The organism is Phreatobacter sp. (assembly GCF_051860605.1).
Classification (GTDB): domain Bacteria; phylum Pseudomonadota; class Alphaproteobacteria; order Rhizobiales; family Phreatobacteraceae; genus Phreatobacter.
The window spans coordinates 165,998-182,412 of sequence record NZ_JBHYDR010000009.1 but is presented as its reverse complement, the minus strand read 5'-3'; the positions used below and the strand labels follow the sequence as shown (position 1 = coordinate 182,412).

At 68.4% G+C, this 16,415-nt stretch carries 17 protein-coding genes; 9 read left to right on the top strand and 8 right to left on the bottom strand.

All coding sequences use genetic code 11. The features are described 5' to 3' along the window. Positions 1-18: 18 nt before the first annotated feature. From ACTIFS_RS16490 to galE, 3 genes are all read left to right on the top strand, one after another. The gene (locus tag ACTIFS_RS16490; protein WP_439575210.1) at positions 19-204 is read left to right on the top strand and encodes a hypothetical protein; all 186 of its coding nucleotides are present in this window, start codon (positions 19-21) and stop codon (positions 202-204) included. Between the two features lie 122 nt (positions 205-326). Beyond that, positions 327-1,352: an aldo/keto reductase gene (locus ACTIFS_RS16485; protein WP_439575209.1), complete on the top strand. Its 1,026-nt coding sequence runs from the start codon at positions 327-329 to the stop codon at positions 1,350-1,352. Positions 1,353-1,470: 118 nt separating this feature from the next. After that, positions 1,471-2,457, top strand: a complete 987-nt coding sequence (gene galE, locus ACTIFS_RS16480; RefSeq protein ID WP_439575208.1) for a UDP-glucose 4-epimerase GalE — start codon at positions 1,471-1,473, stop codon at positions 2,455-2,457. A gap of 23 nt (positions 2,458-2,480) precedes the next feature. Here the strand turns inward: galE and ACTIFS_RS16475 are convergent, their stop codons facing one another. The 5 genes from ACTIFS_RS16475 to ACTIFS_RS16455 all read right to left on the bottom strand — a co-directional run bounded on the left by ACTIFS_RS16475 (position 2,481) and on the right by ACTIFS_RS16455 (position 7,489). Next, positions 2,481-3,305 carry a transglutaminase family protein gene (locus ACTIFS_RS16475; RefSeq protein WP_439575207.1) on the bottom strand — a complete coding sequence of 275 codons (825 nt, stop codon included), beginning with the start codon at positions 3,303-3,305 and terminating at the stop codon, positions 2,481-2,483. Between the two features lie 13 nt (positions 3,306-3,318). Continuing rightward, the gene (locus tag ACTIFS_RS16470; RefSeq protein WP_439575206.1) at positions 3,319-4,260 is read right to left on the bottom strand and encodes an alpha-E domain-containing protein; all 942 of its coding nucleotides are present in this window, start codon (positions 4,258-4,260) and stop codon (positions 3,319-3,321) included. Between the two features lie 14 nt (positions 4,261-4,274). After that, on the bottom strand, positions 4,275-5,702 hold the full coding sequence (locus ACTIFS_RS16465) for a circularly permuted type 2 ATP-grasp protein (RefSeq protein WP_439575205.1): 1,428 nt from the start codon (positions 5,700-5,702) through the stop codon (positions 4,275-4,277). A gap of 155 nt (positions 5,703-5,857) precedes the next feature. After that, the gene (locus ACTIFS_RS16460) at positions 5,858-6,589 is read right to left on the bottom strand and encodes a helix-turn-helix transcriptional regulator (protein WP_439575204.1); all 732 of its coding nucleotides are present in this window, start codon (positions 6,587-6,589) and stop codon (positions 5,858-5,860) included. A gap of 66 nt (positions 6,590-6,655) precedes the next feature. Continuing rightward, positions 6,656-7,489 (bottom strand): autoinducer binding domain-containing protein, encoded by an 834-nt coding sequence (locus ACTIFS_RS16455; protein WP_439575203.1) that lies wholly within the window; start codon positions 7,487-7,489, stop codon positions 6,656-6,658. 197 nt (positions 7,490-7,686) lie between these two features. On the opposite strand from ACTIFS_RS16455, the gene ACTIFS_RS16450 reads away from it, so the two are divergent. Continuing rightward, entirely contained in the window at positions 7,687-8,442 is a 756-nt protein-coding gene (locus ACTIFS_RS16450; RefSeq protein WP_439575202.1) for a peptidase, read from the top strand. 189 nt (positions 8,443-8,631) lie between these two features. Then, positions 8,632-9,276, top strand: coding sequence for a hypothetical protein (locus tag ACTIFS_RS16445; protein ID WP_439575201.1), 645 nt, complete (start codon positions 8,632-8,634; stop codon positions 9,274-9,276). A gap of 121 nt (positions 9,277-9,397) precedes the next feature. Here the strand turns inward: ACTIFS_RS16445 and ACTIFS_RS16440 are convergent, their stop codons facing one another. Both ACTIFS_RS16440 and ACTIFS_RS16435 read right to left on the bottom strand, forming a co-directional pair. Beyond that, positions 9,398-11,650: a glycoside hydrolase family 3 N-terminal domain-containing protein gene (locus ACTIFS_RS16440; protein ID WP_439575200.1), complete on the bottom strand. Its 2,253-nt coding sequence runs from the start codon at positions 11,648-11,650 to the stop codon at positions 9,398-9,400. An 85-nt stretch (positions 11,651-11,735) separates the two neighbouring features. After that, positions 11,736-12,881: a serine hydrolase domain-containing protein gene (locus ACTIFS_RS16435; RefSeq protein WP_439575199.1), complete on the bottom strand. Its 1,146-nt coding sequence runs from the start codon at positions 12,879-12,881 to the stop codon at positions 11,736-11,738. Between the two features lie 221 nt (positions 12,882-13,102). Here ACTIFS_RS16435 and ACTIFS_RS16430 point away from each other — a divergent pair, with 221 nt between their 5' ends. Together ACTIFS_RS16430 and ACTIFS_RS16425 are read left to right on the top strand one after the other, a co-directional pair. Beyond that, entirely contained in the window at positions 13,103-13,858 is a 756-nt protein-coding gene (locus ACTIFS_RS16430; protein ID WP_439575237.1) for an alpha/beta fold hydrolase, read from the top strand. Further along, positions 13,859-14,713 carry an alpha/beta fold hydrolase gene (locus ACTIFS_RS16425; RefSeq protein ID WP_439575198.1) on the top strand — a complete coding sequence of 285 codons (855 nt, stop codon included), beginning with the start codon at positions 13,859-13,861 and terminating at the stop codon, positions 14,711-14,713. It abuts the gene before it with no gap. 96 nt (positions 14,714-14,809) lie between these two features. Here ACTIFS_RS16425 and ACTIFS_RS16420 read toward each other — a convergent pair whose 3' ends face one another. After that, positions 14,810-14,974, bottom strand: coding sequence for a hypothetical protein (locus ACTIFS_RS16420; RefSeq protein ID WP_439575197.1), 165 nt, complete (start codon positions 14,972-14,974; stop codon positions 14,810-14,812). Positions 14,975-15,045: 71 nt separating this feature from the next. Between ACTIFS_RS16420 and ACTIFS_RS16415 the strand changes: the two genes are divergently transcribed. Both ACTIFS_RS16415 and ACTIFS_RS16410 read left to right on the top strand, forming a co-directional pair. Further along, on the top strand, positions 15,046-15,498 hold the full coding sequence (locus ACTIFS_RS16415) for a carboxymuconolactone decarboxylase family protein (RefSeq protein WP_439575196.1): 453 nt from the start codon (positions 15,046-15,048) through the stop codon (positions 15,496-15,498). Positions 15,499-15,514: 16 nt separating this feature from the next. After that, a complete protein-coding gene (locus tag ACTIFS_RS16410; RefSeq protein WP_439575195.1) occupies positions 15,515-16,399 on the top strand; it encodes a sigma-70 family RNA polymerase sigma factor in 885 nt (294 codons plus the stop codon). Positions 16,400-16,415: the final 16 nt, after the last annotated feature.

Here is a 16,415-nt window from a genome sequence, read left to right as displayed (position 1 = left end):
TCGCGAAAGGACGCTCCCATGCCCAGCATCCTCGAAGCCATCCTCTCCGACCCGCGCCTGCTGTTCCTGTTCGTCGCCTCCATCGGCACGGGCGTGGCGACCGGCTACGGGTTCGGCCTGATGCCCGGCCTCTATGCCTTCGGCACCAGCTTCGTGGTCCTCTCGGTCGCCATGATGGTCCGGGCCTGGTCGCGCCGGCGTTGAGGGACCTGTCCCGACGCGCATGGCTCACCGCCACGCATGGCTCCCCGCCGCCCGTGGCACTTCCCATGCGGCGGCCGGCTTCCAACACTTGACCCCGACGCGATGAACGACGGGGACCTGCCATGGACTATCGCACGCTCGGGGGATCGGGCCTGAAAGTGCCCGTGCTGATGCTGGGAACCGCCACGTTCGGCGGCGGCAGCGAGTTCCTGCGCAAATGGGGCGCGACCGACGTCGCCGAGGCGACGGAACTGGTCGATATCGCGCTCGACCTCGGCTCCAACATGTTCGACACGGCCGACGGCTATTCCACCGGCCTGTCGGAGGAGATCCTCGGCCAGGCGATCCGCGGCCGGCGCGACAAGGTGCTGATCGCCACCAAGACCGGCATGCCGATGGGGCCGGGGCCGAACGACATCGGTACGTCGGGGGCGAAGATCATCGCCTCCTGCGAGGCGAGCCTGAAGCGGCTCGGCACCGACTATGTCGACCTCTACCAGCTCCACGCCTTCGACGCCCTGACCCCCATCGAGGAGATGCTGCAGGCGCTCGACGCGCTGATCCGGGCGGGCAAGATCCGCTATTTCGGCGTGTCCAACTATTCCGGCTGGCATCTCATGAAGATGCTGGCGCTGGCCGACCGCCATGGCTTGCCGCGGCCGGTCACCCACCAGGCCTATTACACGCTGGTCGCCCGCGATTTCGAATGGGAGCTGATGCCGCTCGGCCTCGACCAGAAGGTCGGGACGCTGGTCTGGTCACCGTTGTCGGGGGCAAAGCTGTCCGGCAAGATCGGCCGCAACCGGCCGGCCCCCGAGGGCAGCCGGCTGGCGACGGATGCCAGCTGGCCGGTGCCGGACGAGCGGCTCTATGCGGTCACGGACGCGCTGGAGGCGGTGTCCGCGGAGGTCGGCCAGTCGATGGCACAGGTCGCGCTCGCCTGGCTGCTGACGCGGCCGACAGTGTCGTCCATCGTCATCGGCGCGCGCAATGCCGCACAGCTGAAGGACAACCTTGCCGCCTGCAAGCTGACGCTGTCCGCCGACCAGATCGCGCGCCTCGATCAGGCCAGCGCCATTCCGCCGGCCTATCCCTACTGGCACCAGCAGCGGACCATGATGACGCGCAACCCGCCGCCGGTCGCCTGAGCCGGGCCATCGCCGCGCTGGCCCGGCTTTTGCTGTTTCTTGACAAGTCCTGCGCAAGGATCGCGCCGCGGACGAGGCGTGCCGGAACGGGTGCGCGGCTGCGGGCAGGGGACGGACGATGAGCGTGCTGGTAACGGGCGGCGCCGGCTATATCGGCAGCCACATGGTTCTGGAACTCGTTGACGCGGGTGAGGACGTGGTCGTGCTCGACAACCTGTCGACCGGCTTTGCCTGGGCCGTCGATCCACGGGCGAGGCTGGTCGTTGGCGACATGGGCAACCAGGCTCTGGTCGAGACGGTCATGCGCCGGCATGGCGTCGATGCGGTGATCCATTTCGCCGCGCGCATCGTCGTGCCGGATTCGGTGGCCGATCCGCTCGGCTATTACCTGTCGAACACGGTCAAGACCCGCGCGGTGATGGCGGCGGCCGTCGCCAGCGGCGTGCGCAACTTCATCTTCTCCTCCACCGCCGCCGTCTATGGCACGCCCGAGGTCATGCCCGTGGCCGAGGATGCGCCAACCCGCCCCGAGAGCCCCTATGGCACGTCCAAGCTGATCACCGAATGGATGCTGCGCGACGCGGCGGCCGCTCACGACCTGACCTATGTCGTGCTGCGCTATTTCAACGTTGCCGGCGCCGATCCGAAGGGCCGCACCGGCCAGTCCACGCCCAACGCCACCCATCTGATCAAGGTGGCGGTGCAGACCGCGCTCGGCCTCAGGGCGAAGATGGACGTGTTCGGCACCGATTATCCGACACCGGACGGCACCTGCGTGCGCGACTACATCCATGTCACCGACCTGGTGCGGGCCCATCTTGCCGCGCTCACTCACCTGCGCGAAGGTGGAGACAGCATGGTCGCCAATTGCGGCTATGGCCGCGGCTATTCGGTGCAGGAGGTGATCGACACGGTCCGCAAAGCGACCAAGGTCGATTTCCGTGCCGATTATGCGCCGCGCCGGCCGGGGGACGCAGCAGCCGTGGTCGCCGACCCGACGCGGATCAAGACGCGCCTCGGCTGGTCGCCCACACTCGACGATCTGGAGGGGATCGTGGAGAACGCCTATGCCTGGGAGCGCCGGCTCGCCAACGGGCCGGCCTGACGCGGGATGATCCGGGGCAGCGCCTATTGCGACTGCACCTGCCGGGCGGCCTGATCCACCTGGACCTTGACCCACAATTGCTCACCGTCGCCGCCGTGGCGCGATCCGCGCACCGGCGCGGCGTTCAGGTAGTCGAGGCCGCAGGCGATGCGGATATGGGCTTCCGTCGGGCAGGTGGCGTTGGCCGGGTCGAAGCCGACCCAGCCGAGGCCCTCGACATGGGCCTCCGCCCAGGCATGGCCGGCCTCCTGATCGACGGTGCCGTCGGCATGGAAGAAATAGCCGCCGACATAGCGCGCCGGAATGGACAGGTGGCGCGCCGCTGCAATGAAGACATGCGCGAAGTCCTGGCAGACGCCGCGCTTCATCGCAAAGGCTTCCGATGCGGTGGTCGCGGTGTGCGTCGGGTCCTTGTCGAAGACCATGTCCTCGGCGAGGCCGTCGAGCAGGGCGTGGAGGGTCGACAGCGTGCTCTCGTCGCTGCGCCGCGCCTCGGCATAGGCGCGGATCGCGGCATCAGGCCGGGTCAGATCCGTCTCGCGCAGGTAGAGGCCTGGCGGAAACCGCTCGATGGCACCCCGCACCACACCCGCCGTGTCGGTGGTCTCGACCAGGCCATCGACGCGCACAGTCATCGCATGGATCGGACCGCTGCACGTGAAGGTATGGGCGATATTGCCGAAGGCGTCCTCGTGGGCGTCGAGCCGGCAGTCCTGATCGACATCAATGCGCCAGAAGGCGATGTGCTGGCCGTCGAAATTGCGCGGCGTGAGCCGCAGCGTCTGGATCACGGTGTTGGCGGGGACGGCGTAGCGATAGACCGTCTCGTGGGCGATGCGGATGCGCATGGCGGGCGCCCGATCAGGCCAGATATTGCTGGGAGATGGCGGCTCCCAGCCGGTTGTTCTCGGCGATGAAGTCCGAGACGAATTCGTGCAGGCCCGACTGGAAGATGTCGTCGATGCGGGCGTTTTCCAGCCGCGTGCGGATGCCGCGGGCAGCGCGCTGGGCCGGCCCCTGGCGGCCATAGGCGAGGGCCAGGCTGTCGAGATTGCGCACGATGCTCTCGTAGCAGGCCGCCAGCGAGCGCGGCATCTGGTCGTTGAGGATCAGAAGGTCGGCGACCAGCCAGGGCTTGAGACTCTCCTTGTAGACCCAGTGATAGGCGGTCAGGGCCGACACCGCCCGGAGGATCGCCGACCACTGGAAATAGTCGAGGGAGCCGCCGACATGCTCGGCATCGGGCAGCAGCACATGGTATTTCACGTCGAGAATGCGGGCGGTGTTGTCGGCCCGCTCGATCATCACGCCGAGACGCGAGAACCAGTAGCCGTCCGAGCGCAGCATCGTCCGGTAGGCCGAGCCATCGAAGCGCAGACCGGTTTCCTTCACGAAGGACAGGAAGTCGCCGAGCGTGTCGGTGTCGAGTTCGCGGCCGCGATATTTGCCGAGCTCCAGCCAGGCCGAGTTGATCGCGTCCCACATCTCCACGGTCAGGGCGGTGCGCACCGCGCGCGCATTGGTGCGGGCAACCTCGAAGCAGGAGCGGATGGAGGAGGGGTTGTCGGGCGAGAAGGCGAGGAAGTCGATGACGTTCTCGCGCGTCGCCTTGTCATGGGCCGCGAAGAATTGCGGCGCGCAGCCGGCGGTGGCCACCGCCGATTCCCATTCGTTGGAGGTGCCGGCATAGGCCGAGGGCAGGTTGGCGAGGCGGATCGAGGCCTCGATGATGCGGGCGAGATATTCGGCGCGCTCCACGTAGCGGGCGAGCCAGAACAGATTGTCGGCGGTGCGGGAGAGCATGGGTCAGACGATCCTCATGAATCCAGCACCCAGGTGTCCTTGGTGCCGCCGCCCTGGCTGGAATTGACCACCAGCGAGCCCTCCTTCAGCGCCACGCGGGTGAGCCCGCCGGGCACGATGCGAACCTTGTCGCGGCCGGTCAGCACGAAGGGGCGCAGGTCGACATGGCGCGGCGCCACGCCTTCCTCGACGAAGGTCGGGCAGGTGGAGAGCGCCAGCGTCGGCTGGGCGATGAAATTGGACGGGTCCTTCTGCAGCTTGTCGCGGAAGATCTCGATCTCGGCCTTCGTCGCCTTCGGCCCGATCAGCATGCCGTAGCCGCCGGACCCGTGGACCTCCTTGACGACCAGTTCGGGCAGGTTGTCGAGCACGTATTTCAGCTCGTCCGGGTTCCGGCAGCGCCAGGTCGGCACGTTCTTCAGTACCGGCTCCTCGCCGAGATAGAACTTCACGATCTCCGGCATGTAGCTGTAGACCGCCTTGTCGTCGGCAACGCCGGTGCCGACCGCATTGGCCAGCGTGACATTGCCGGCGTGATAGGCGGACATGATGCCGGGCACGCCGAGCGCCGAATCCGGCCGGAAGGCGAGGGGGTCGAGGAAGTCGTCGTCGAGCCGGCGGTAGATGACGTCGACGCGCTGCGGCCCCTCGGTGGTGCGCATATAGACCACGTCGCCCTTGACGAAGAGGTCGCGGCCCTCGACCAGTTCCACGCCCAGCTTGTCGGCCAGGAACGTGTGCTCGTAATAGGCCGAATTGTAGAGGCCGGGGGTGAGCAGCACGCAGTTCGGGTCGGAGGAGGCCGAGCGCGGGGCGACCGATTTCATGGTCGCCAGCAGGTCGTCCGGATAGTTCTCCACCGGCGAGACGCGGTGGCGGGCGAAGAGATCCGGGAACAGGCGGATCATCACCTCGCGGTTCTCCAGCATGTAGGAGACGCCGGACGGCGTGCGGGCATTGTCCTCCAGCACGTAGAAGGTCTGGTCGTCGACCCGCACGATGTCGATGCCGGCGATCATCACATAGATGTCGTGGGGCACCGGCTGCTGGTTCATCTCCGGCCGGAACGCCGGATTGCGATAGACGAGGTCTTCAGGGACGATGCCGGCGCGCAGGATCTCGCGGCGCGAATAGACGTCTTTCAGGAAGGCATTGATGGCGCGCACCCGCTGGGTGAGGCCGACCGAGAGCCGGCTCCATTCATCCGCGTTCAGCACGCGCGGGATCACGTCGAAGGGGATCAGCCGCTCGGTCGAGGCGGCATCGCCATAGACCGCGAAGGTGATGCCGATACGCCGGAACAGCGCCTCTGCCTCGCGTGAACGGGTGGTCAGGAGCGATGTCGGGCTGGAGGCGAGCCAGTCGGCCAGTGTTGTGTAGGCGGCGCGGATCGAGCCGTCCGCAAGCTTCATTTCATCGAAGGCCGTCTGGTCGCCTGCCATTGCCGGCTGCATCCCCTCTGGAAGACGAAGCCCGGCCCCTCTCTGGCGGAGCGATCCGGTGCTTCGCCGACAAGCTAGCGAAAAATCATGGCGTTAGGGAAGGCCCTTTCGCAGGTGCAGCAGCGCCATGCGTGAAGTCTGCTGGTCCCGCCCTCTCAGATCAGGCCGAGGGTGCAGGCGCGGGCCACGGCCTGCGCGCGCGTGCGGGCGTGGAGCTTGCGCTTGGCATTCTCGACATGGGCATGGGCCGTCGTGGTGGAAATGCCGAGCCGTGCACCGATCTCGCCGTCCGACAGGCCTTCTGCGACGAAGGAAAGGCAGTCCACCTCGCGGGCGGTCAGGACGGCCTTCGGAGCGGGGCCGGCCTCCGGCGGCGAGAGCGCCGCCATGCGCTCGTGCGCGACATGCGCCGCCAGACTGATCGCCAGAAGCTCCTGGCGCCCGAGATCCAGCCGCTCGAAGCCGAACGACACCACCCCGACGCGGTTGCCCGGTCCGTGGCAGGGAACGGCAAAGCCATCCGCGACGCCAAGGTCGCGGGCGAGCGCGAGGCCCGGCCAGTTCTTCAGATCCGGAAAGCCGGGCTCGGACCAGCGGAAGGCGGTGGCGCGGCGCGGCGGGCCGAAGAGCACCGGGTTGGATCGATGGAGGCCGCGGGGCGCGTAGTTGTCCGTCCAGCCTTTCGGCGACAACTGGGCGAACAGGTGCCTGCCGGCGATGAACGCCTCGGTGGTGACGCCGACGGGAATCGGGAACGAGGCCGCATAGAGGCTGCGTGCGCCGAAGGGGCGGAGCGCGTCGAGCAGGCGGCGGCCAACCTCTTCGGCCGACCGGGCCGCGTCGATGGCACTGACCAGATCGAGAGCCTGAGCAACCGGCGAGACCATGGCGGCAACAGCTCTCTCTACCGTGACGTCAGCTGACCAAAGGCGTGTCACGGGGTAGCGCGCCGTTCAAGAGCTTTTCCGCCCTGCGGCTCGCGGACGGGAGCGGGCGCGCCCTGACGGCTGGTCCGCCGCCGGGTCCCTGTCGTGCTGCGGCAAGAGCGGCATGGGTGACCAGGCCAGTCCGAGCAGGATCAGCCGGGCGACCGCCTGGGCGCGGGTGCGCGCGCCAAGCTTGCGCTTGGCGTTCTCGACATGGGCATGGGCGGTGGTGTGCGAGATGCCGAGCTTTTCGCCGATGCCGACGTCGGACAGGCCGTCGGCGACGAAGCTCAGGCAGTCCCGTTCGCGCGTGGTCAGGGACGCGGTGTCGGACGGGGCGCCGGTCCGCGTCATCTCGGTCATCCGGACGATCGCCAGCATGGCGGCCAGTTCCAGCATGCGCTGCTCTCCGGCCGAGAAGGAAAACCGCTCGAAGCCGAGGCTGATGACGCCGAACCGCCCGCCCGGCCCGTGCCAGGGGACGGCAAGCCCGTCCTCGATGCCGAGATCACGCGCCAGGTCCAGGCCCGCCCATCCCTCCAGATCGGCAAAGCCGGGCTGGGACCAGCGGAACGGCGAGGCCCGCCGCCCCGGTGCCAGGATCACCGGGTTCCCGTCGTCGAGACGGCGCCGGTAATAGCTGTCCAGCCAGCCGGGCACCGGCATGCGCGTATAGAGATCAAGGCCATCGACGATATCGGCAAGGCGGTCCTCGGGCAGGCGCGGAAACGATGCGGCGAAGAGGCCACGCAGGCCGTAGGGGGCAAGGGCCGCGAAAAGCTGGCGTCCGACCTCGTCCGTCGTTGCGGCCGCGTCGAGGGCGCCGGTCAGATCGAGGGCTGCGGTGAAGGGCGATGCCATGCCGATCCTGCTGCTCCAGAACCAGCCGCCAAGGCGGTATTCCGGGATGGTCGCATGCAGCGCCCGCGCCTGCAACGGTTTGTCTGGCGGTGCGGCATTGTTGCTGCATTGCCGCATCGCGCCGCCAAACGGGCGGCCAGGGGCATTGCCGCGGCCGCGGCAGCCGGCTATGGCCGCTGATGCATGGAGAATCCCTGATGACCTATTGCTGCGGTATCCTGGTGCGCGACGGTCTGGTGATGATCGCCGACACCCGCACCAATGCGGGCCTCGACAACATCTCGACCTTCCGCAAGCTCCATGTCTTCCAGCAGCCCGGCGACCGGGCCATGGTGCTGGCCTCGGCCGGCAACCTGTCGATCACGCAGTCGGTGATCGGCTATCTCAGCGAGGGTATCCCCGATCCGGAGACCGGCAAGGTCGAGACCATCCTCAACGCTCCGACCATGTTCCAGGCCGCCCAGCGGGTGGGGCGGGCGATCCGCGAGGTCCGGCGGGTGGACGGGCCGGGACTTGAGGCCGACGGCATCAAGTTCGAGGCCTCGTTCCTGTTCGGCGGGCAGATCCGGGGCCGGTCGCTGCGCCTGTTCATGATCTATGCCGCCGGCAACTACATCGAATGCACGGTGGACACGCCCTATCTGCAGATTGGCGAACACAAATACGGCAAGCCGATCCTCGATCGCGCCATCAGATTCGACACCAACCTCAACGACGCGCTGAAAATCGGGCTGATCTCCATGGATTCGACCATGCGGTCCAATCTCGGGGTCGGAATGCCGATCGATATCGCGGTCGTGCCACGCAACGAGGCGATCCTGGAGACGCATTACCGGATCGAACCGGGCGAGCCCTATTTCCACGACCTGCGCGAACGCTGGTCGGCGGCGCTCAGGCGCGCGCATATGGACATTCCGCCGCCGCCCTATGCCGGCTCCAACGTCGTGAAATAGTCCGGCCTTCCCTGATTGGAGAATGGGCCGGGTCGTCCCGCCGGGACATGCTGGCCGGATCGCGCCAGACTTGTGGCCGGGCCGCAGTTCGCAACATCCTGCAATGGACAGCAATGCCCGGAGGCGAGGCTCGCCGCTACTCATACGGCCATCGGCAGACGCCGCTGACCCCACCGAGGAGTGAACGCCATGGCTACCCGCATCCGCACCGCCCTTGCCGCCCTGGCGCTCGCCGCCGGCATCGGCCTTTCCGCCCCTGCTTCCGCCCAGGTCTATTATGGCGGCTACAATCTTGGCCCCAATTACGGAGCGATGATCGAGCAGCAGCAGCAACTCGCCCGCCAGCAGCAGCAGCAGATGCAGCAACAGCAGCAGCAGGTCATCGCCCAGGTGATGCAGCACCCCAATTTCGGCCCGATGTACCAGCAGCACCGCGCGCAGGGCGGGCAGATGTCGCCGCAGCAGTTCGCCTACCAGCTTGCCGCCACGCGCTGGGGTTCGCCGGAGGGCATCCGTCATTTCCAGAATTCCGAGCGCGCCAACCACCAGCGCGAATTCGACTCGGCCCGCGGCTTGCGGGATGCCGAGCGGCGGCGCGGCGATGCCCAGATGGGCTGGTCGAACGGCTATCACCGCAACAACAACGAGTTCGGCCGCACCGTGCAGGGCAATTCGACCTATGTCATGCCGAACGGCCAGACGATCGTGCTGCCCCACACCCAGCCGGGCGTTCCCCAGCGCGACCAGCATGGCCGCACCTTCGTGATGAACAATCAGGGCCAGTATTTCATGGCCACGCCGTACGGCTGGCAGCCCATGCGGCCCGCCCACTGACATAGCCCCGGCAAGGGCGGAGAGGGATCGGCCGCTGCGGGGCGGAGCCTTCGGGCTCCGCCCCGTTTCCGTTTCCGGACAGCACGGCGAGGCTTGCGGATGCGACCGTCCGGTCGCCGCGTCAGCGCGCGGCGCGCACCTCGACGGTCGCGATCAGGTGCGGCCGCGAGTCCGTGCCGGCCATGATGTCATAGGTGCCGGGCTCGACGCGCAGGCGGCCCTGGTCGTAATGGAAGCCAAGGTTGCGGACCGGAATGGAAAAACGAACCTGCCGCTCGGCGCCGGGCTCCAGCGCCACCTTCTCGAAGAATTTCAGCTGCAGCACCGGCCGCGAGCGCGAGCCGACACGCTGGCGGACATAGACCTGCACCACTTCGCTGCCGGCCGGTCCCGACGCATGGGCGAGGCGCATCGTGCCGGCAATCGTGCCGGTCAGCGGCACATCGCGGCTGTCGAGAGCCAGCCTGTCGAGCGTGAACCGGGAATAGGACAGGCCGTAGCCGAAGGGGAACAGCGGGTCGAGCTGCTCGTCGAGATAGCCGGTCTCGTAGCGGGCATTGGAGGTGCGCGGCCGGCCCGTGGGCAGCCGGTCGTATGAGATCGGCACCTGGCCGGTGGCCCGCGGAAAGGTCATCGGCAGCTTGCCGCTCGGATTGACCCGGCCGGCGATCACCTCGGCCAGTGCCGTGCGGCTCTCGGTGCCGAGGTGGAACGCCTGCAGCACCGCCGGCACGCGCTCGATGAAGCGGGTGAGCACGAAGGGGCGGGAGGTGTGCAGGATCACCACGACCGGCTTGCCGGTGGCGATGAGGGCATCCAGCAGCGCCTGCTGGACGGCCGGCAGGTCGAGATGCGCGCGCGATGTGCCCTCGCCGATCTGCTCGCAGTCCTCGCCGAGCATGACCACGACGAGATCGGCGGCCTCCGCGGTGCGCACGGCACCGGCCGTGTCGCCGGCGGCGAGGTTGCAATGGGTGGCAAGGCCGGGTGCCGCGGTGATGGCGACGTCGGGACCGAGCAGGCGGGCGAGTTCGTCGGTGAGCCTGGCCGGGCGGACGCGCGGCAGGCCGGCATTGTCGCTGTACTGCCAGTCCTGCTGGTGGGTGGCGAGCCCGCCGATGACGGCAATCGAGCGCACGGATGGCTGCAGCGGCAGCAGGCCGCGATCATTGCGCAGCAGCACGATGGATTCGCGCGCCACGGTGAGCGCGTCGGCGCGCGCGTCGGGCGTTGCCATGTCGCGTCCCGCATGGGCGGGGTCGGATGGCGTCTCCTCGAACAGGCCCATGTGGAACTTGACGCGCAGCACCCGCCGCACCGCCTCGTCGAGCGCCGTGCGCGGGATGCGGCCGGCCGTCACCTCGGCGGCAAGGTACCGGTCATAGAGCGCCGACATCATGTCCATGTCGACGCCGGCCAGGAACGCCTTCCGCGCGGCCTCTGCCGGATCGCGCGCCATGCCGTGGGCGATGATCTCGCGCACCGAATCGAAATCCGAGACGACGAAGCCGCGGAACCGCAGGCGGCGCTTCAGCACGTCGGTCAGCAGCGTGCGGTCGGCCGTGGAGGCGATGCCGTTCATGGCGCTGAGCGAGGTCATCACGGAGAAGGCGCCGGCATCGAACGCCGCCCGGAAGGCGGGCATGTGGTAGTCCCAAAGCCGCGAAACCGGGATCCAGACGCTGTCATAGTCGCGCCCGCCCTCGGCCTCGCCGTAACCGATGAAATGCTTGGCGGTGGTGGCAAGCCCGCCGCGGTGATAGCCGGCAACGCGCGCGGCGGCCACGACCGAGGCCAGATGCACGTCCTCGCCGGCACCCTCCATGACGCGTCCCCAGCGGGCATCGCGGGTCATGTCGACCATCGGCGCGAAGGTCCAGTTGACCCCGGCGGCGCGGGCCTCGCGTGCCGACCAGTAGGAGGCGAGCTCGATCAGGCGCGGATTGAAGGTGGCCGCCTGCCCGATGGGTTGCGGGAAATAGGTGGCGAAGCCGTTGATCGCGTCGAGGCCGATGATCAGCGGGATCCGCAGCCTCGAGCGCGCGACCAGATCATGCAGGCGGCGCACCTCGGCCGGTTCGGTGAAGTTCATCACCGCGCCGGTGCGGCCCGTGACGATCCAGTTGGGATCGAAGCCGTCGCCGCGGCCGGTCAGATTGAGCTGGCCGACCTTCTCGGCCAGCGTCATGCGGGCGAGCAACGCATCGATCCGCCGCTCGATGGCGCGCGCTTCCGCGCCGGTCTTCCAGACCAGCGCCGGCGGGGTCGGGGGCGAGGCTGCAGGCGGCGGGCTCTGGGCTCCGGCGGCGGGCGGAAAGGCGAGGAACGCGGCGAAGGCCACAAGCGCCGGGCCGCGGCGCAGACAAGAGATCATGATCGGGGCCGGCTCCCATCGGACGATGGAGCCTCACTAGCCGTCCGCCCCGCCATCCGCAATCGGCAGATGCCGCTCCGGCCGGTCAGCCGGCATAGACGGCCCGCTCGTAGTCCTCATAGACCCGCATGAAGCGCGGTTCCACGAAGGGCAGGGACTGGGTCATGATGACGGCCGCCACGTCGCGGGCCGGATCGATCCAGTAATGGGTGTTGAGCACGCCCGCCCAGCTCTGCGAGCCGGCAGACCGCATGCCCGGCACGTCGCCCTCCACCCTGAGGAAGCCGAAGCTGTGGGTCTTGGCGATGCCGGGGAACGGGGCGAAATCGGCCGTCACCGGGGGCGCGGCCGTCACCATCGTCTCGAAGGCGAGGCCCCCCATATTGTCGGCGAGCATGCGCGCGATGCCGGCTTCCGACAGGATGCGCGCGCCGTCGAGACTGCCACGGTTCAGGATCATGCGCAGGAAGCGCAGATAGTCCGGAGCGGTCGAATAGAGGCAATGGCCCATGCCATAGACTTCCGGGTTCGGCGGCGGGGCCAGGGCGGTCTCGGCGAAGATGCCGTCCTCGCCGCGTGCCGCGACGGAGGCCAGGCGCGCCTCCATGGCCGGCGACACCTCGAATGCGGTGTCGTTCATGGCGAGAGGGCCGAAAATCTCCTCCTGGCAGAAGCGGTCGATGCGCCGGCCATCCACCTTCTCCACCACCTGGCCGAGCCAGTCGATGCTGATGCCGTAGCCCCAGCGCGTGCCAGGATCGGTCATCATCGGATAGAACAGCGCGTCCCTGGTGCCGGCCAGGATGCTCGGGCGGCCGGTAGCGGCCAGGTAGCGGCCGACCGTCGGGTTCCAGAACTCGTATTCGAGACCCGATGTGTGGGTGGCAAGATGGCGGATGGTCGCCTTGCGCTTCGGCGCGCGCATGACCGGCGTCTCGCCATCAAAGCGGTCAAGCACCTGGATGGAGGCGAAGTCGGGCAGGATGTCCTCGACCGGCGTGTCGAGATCGAGCCGGCCGCGGTCGATGAGGATCATCGCAGCGGTCGATCCGATGGCCTTGGTCATCGAGAAGATGCGGAACACCGTGTCTTCCATGGCCTTGCGGCCGGCGGCGGCATTGCCCGCGGCCCCCGACCAGGTCACGCCGGCGGCATTGGCCGTCATGGCGACGACAAAGGGAACATCCTGCCTGGCCACGGCGGCGGCCAGCACCTCTTCCTTGCTGCTCATCGCGAACGTCTCCCGCTGAGCCGGAGCCCCGCCTCCTTGCCGCGGACGGATGCCGATCCGGCTGGACGGGCCAGACTAGGCCCTCCGGCGACGCGGGGGCAACCGGCAGTGGAGGGCGCAGACCCGCGCAGCCAGGGCATGGCGGCTCCCCGCATGGGGGCTTTTCTTTCGCGGCAGGGCCGCTAGAAGGCGCCATGCCCGCCTTTCCCGCGCCGCTCCCGATGCAGAGCTTCTCCTCCGACGGCGTCGATATCGCCTATTTCGACACCGGAGCGGGCGAACCGGTGCTGTGCATCCACGGCTTTGCCTCTTCCGCCCATGTCAACTGGACCTATCCAGGCTGGGTCGACGCGCTGACGAAGGCCGGCCGGCGCGTCATCGCGCTCGACAATCGCGGCCATGGCGCCTCGGCGAAGCTTTACGATCCGGCTGCCTACCACACGACCCTGATGGCAGAGGATGCCCGCGCCCTGCTCGACCATCTCGGCATCGGTCAGAGCGTGGTGATGGGCTATTCGATGGGCGCGCGGATCACCGCCTTTCTCGCCCAGCGCCATCCGGACCGCGTGAAGGCGGCGATCATGGGCGGTCTCGGCATCAAGCTGGTCGATGGCGTCGGCCTGCCCGAGACCATTGCCGAGGCGCTGGAAGCGGAGACCCTCGACGCGGTCACCGACCCGCAGGGCCGCATGTTCCGCGCCTTCGCCATGCAGACCCGTTCCGACCGTCGGGCGCTGGCCGCCTGCATCCGCGGCTCGCGCAACCTGATGACCCGCGAGGAGGCAGCCACCATCGCCTGCCCGCTGCTGATCGCGGTCGGCACCAAGGATTCCATCGCCGGGCCGCCCGAGCCTCTCGCCGCCATCGTTCCAAAGGCCGAGGCGCTTTCGATTCCCGAAAGGGATCATATGCCGGCGGTCGGCGACAAGGTGTTCAAGGCCGGCGTGCTCGACTTCCTCGCGCGGAACGGCGTCTGAATGTCCATCCATCCCCGCCATGCGGTGTTCACCGGGGCTGAAGGCAACCGGCTCGATGCCGATGTCTATGGTCACGGCGGCAAGGTCGCCCTGCTGCTGCATGGCGGCGGGCAGACCCGCCATGCCTGGCGGGCGACCGCCCGGCGGCTGGCCGAGCGTGGCTTCACCGCCGTTCCGGTGGACCAGCGCGGCCACGGCGACAGCGAGTGGGTTGCGAGCCGGGCTTACGCGGTTGCGGACTACGCGGCGGATGCGCGCGCGCTGGCGCGCGAGGCCGAGGCCCGCTTTGGCGCGAAGCCGGTTGCGGTCGGCGCGTCCCTCGGCGGGCTCGCCTCGCTGCACGCGCTGGGCGCGGAAGCCTGTTTCTCGGCGCTCGTGCTGGTCGATATCGTGCCGCGTATGGAGGAGACGGGGGTGCGCCATGTCGGCGCCTTCATGACGGCGCGGATGAGCACGGGCTTTGCCTCGATCGAGGAGGCGGGCGAGCATGTCGCCGCCTACCTGCCGCACCGCAAGCGCCCGCCGACCCTCGACGGCTTGCGCAAGAACCTGCGCCAGCGTGCCGACGGGCGCTGGTACTGGCACTGGGACCCGGCCTTCGCCGCTGGCGTCGGCGCCAGCCCCGCCGACCGCGAGCGGGTCGCCGTCGTGCTCGAGGATGCCGCGCGCCGGCTCGACGTGCCGACCCTGCTGGTCCGGGGCGGGGCCTCCGACATCGTCTCGCAGGCCTCGGCCGATGCCTTCCTGAAGCTCGCGCCCCATGCCCGCATGATCGACGTCTCGGGTGCCGGCCACATGGTCGCCGGCGACAAGAACGACGTCTTCGCCGACGCCATCATCGATTTTCTCGGCTGAGCGGCAAGGGCCGTCCTGAGACGTGGCCTGTCTTGCGCGGGCGACTGCGTCTTGCGGGCGTGAATCAAGTGAGACCGAAAACGTTCATGAGTTCAATTAGATAACGTCGAAATCCTGACGTTCAGATTTTGATTCGGCTGGCGCTTCACGTTCCGATTCCGATTCAGTTTTTTCCAGCTTCCCGTTCTGATTCAGGTCGCTGCCGCTCCGGATCAGAATCTGGTCCTTGCGGCCCGCCCGCCCGTCTTTTTTCTCCGCCATGTCACAGCCGGGCCGGCCGGCTCGTCCTTGTCGTGCGGCCCCGCAACCCGGCCGCCGACAGGAGAGTGCCCATGACGACCCGCCTCAATGTCTTCGCCGCCGGCCCCGCGCCCATGAAGGCCATGATGGCCATCTCCGCGGCCGTGGACGGCTTCAGCCTGGAGACCAGCCTCAAGGAACTGGTCAAGATTCGAGCCTCCCAGATCAATGGCTGCGGCTTCTGCCTGCACATGCACCTGAAGGACGCGGTCAAGCTCGGCGAGAGCGTCGAGCGGATCGTCCTGCTCGATGCCTGGCGGGAATCGCCTCTGTTCACCGACCGGGAGCGGGCGGCGCTGGCCTTCACGGAGGCCGTGACCGAACTGACGAAGGCGGGCGTTGCCGATCCGGTTTATGAGGAGCTTGCGCGGCACTTCTCGCCCGCCGAGCAGGTGGAACTGATGCTGGCGATCGGCGTGATCAACATGTGGAACCGGATCAATGTCGGCTTTGCCGTCGTCCATCCGGGGACGAAGGCTGGCTGAGACGGGAGGAGCGGCCGTGGCCGAGGACAGCGCAGGCCATGCCGCCACGGCGGAGGGGTTCGAGCAACACCGCCAGCGCCTGAAGCGCATCGCCTACCGCATGCTCGGCTCGGTCGCCGAGGCGGAGGATGTCGTTCAGGACGCCTTCCTGCGCTGGCACCAGGCCGACCGCGGGGCGGTGCGCGATGCCGGCGCCTTCCTTGCCCGCACGGTCGCACGGCTGTCGCTGGACGTGCTGAAGTCAGCCCGCGTGAAGCGCCAGGCCTATGTGGGCGCCTGGCTTCCCGAGCCGATCCTCGTCACGGAGGAGGAGCCGGTGGACGACGTGACGCTGGTACTGATGATGGCGCTGGAGCGCCTGTCCCCGCTCGAACGGGCCGCCTTCCTCCTGCACGACGTGTTCGGCATGGATTATCCGGCCGTGGCCGAGGCGGTCGGGCGCGACGAGGCGGCCTGTCGGCAACTTGCGGCCCGCGCCCGGCGGCATGTCCGCGACGGGCGGCCGCGCTATGCGGTCGGGCGGGAGCGCGGGCAGGCTCTTGCCGGCGCCTTTCTGAGCGCCTCGCGCTCCGGGGATGTCGCCGCGCTCAAGGATCTGCTGGCCGCCGACGTGGTTGTCCACTCGGATGGCGGCGGCAAGCGCGCTGCCGCACGGAAGCCGGTGGTCGGCGCCGACAAGGTGGCCCGCTTCTTCGTCCACTGGGCGGAGAAGGCCGGCTTCCGGCCGGCGCGGGTGCTGCATGCGGGGGCGGTCGACGGGCTGCCGGGCTATGTGACCGAGGAGGCGGACGGCCTGCAGGTCACCGCCTTCGACATCCGCGATGGGCGTATTGCGGCGATCTATGTGGTGCGCAACCCCGACAAGCTGAGCCATGTGGGCGCGTTCGTCGCCGGCCTTTGACTTGGCGCCCCCGGCC

Bases quoted from the DNA above. Each gene is read 5' to 3' on its own strand.
- ACTIFS_RS16420 (WP_439575197.1), bottom strand. From the start codon at position 14,974: ATGGCGGAGAAAAAAGACGGGCGGGCGGGCCGCAAGGACCAGATTCTG.
- ACTIFS_RS16440 (WP_439575200.1), bottom strand. From the start codon at position 11,650: ATGATCTCTTGTCTGCGCCGCGGCCCGGCGCTTGTGGCCTTCGCCGCG.
- ACTIFS_RS16450 (WP_439575202.1), top strand. From the start codon at position 7,687: ATGACCTATTGCTGCGGTATCCTGGTGCGCGACGGTCTGGTGATGATC.
- ACTIFS_RS16425 (WP_439575198.1), top strand. From the start codon at position 13,859: ATGTCCATCCATCCCCGCCATGCGGTGTTCACCGGGGCTGAAGGCAAC.
- ACTIFS_RS16460 (WP_439575204.1), bottom strand. From the start codon at position 6,589: ATGGTCTCGCCGGTTGCTCAGGCTCTCGATCTGGTCAGTGCCATCGAC.
- ACTIFS_RS16485 (WP_439575209.1), top strand. From the start codon at position 327: ATGGACTATCGCACGCTCGGGGGATCGGGCCTGAAAGTGCCCGTGCTG.
- galE (WP_439575208.1), top strand. From the start codon at position 1,471: ATGAGCGTGCTGGTAACGGGCGGCGCCGGCTATATCGGCAGCCACATG.
- ACTIFS_RS16490 (WP_439575210.1), top strand. From the start codon at position 19: ATGCCCAGCATCCTCGAAGCCATCCTCTCCGACCCGCGCCTGCTGTTC.
- ACTIFS_RS16415 (WP_439575196.1), top strand. From the start codon at position 15,046: ATGACGACCCGCCTCAATGTCTTCGCCGCCGGCCCCGCGCCCATGAAG.
- ACTIFS_RS16430 (WP_439575237.1), top strand. From the start codon at position 13,103: ATGCAGAGCTTCTCCTCCGACGGCGTCGATATCGCCTATTTCGACACC.
- ACTIFS_RS16475 (WP_439575207.1), bottom strand. From the start codon at position 3,305: ATGCGCATCCGCATCGCCCACGAGACGGTCTATCGCTACGCCGTCCCC.
- ACTIFS_RS16470 (WP_439575206.1), bottom strand. From the start codon at position 4,260: ATGCTCTCCCGCACCGCCGACAATCTGTTCTGGCTCGCCCGCTACGTG.
- ACTIFS_RS16435 (WP_439575199.1), bottom strand. From the start codon at position 12,881: ATGAGCAGCAAGGAAGAGGTGCTGGCCGCCGCCGTGGCCAGGCAGGAT.
- ACTIFS_RS16445 (WP_439575201.1), top strand. From the start codon at position 8,632: ATGGCTACCCGCATCCGCACCGCCCTTGCCGCCCTGGCGCTCGCCGCC.
- ACTIFS_RS16455 (WP_439575203.1), bottom strand. From the start codon at position 7,489: ATGGCATCGCCCTTCACCGCAGCCCTCGATCTGACCGGCGCCCTCGAC.
- ACTIFS_RS16465 (WP_439575205.1), bottom strand. From the start codon at position 5,702: ATGGCAGGCGACCAGACGGCCTTCGATGAAATGAAGCTTGCGGACGGC.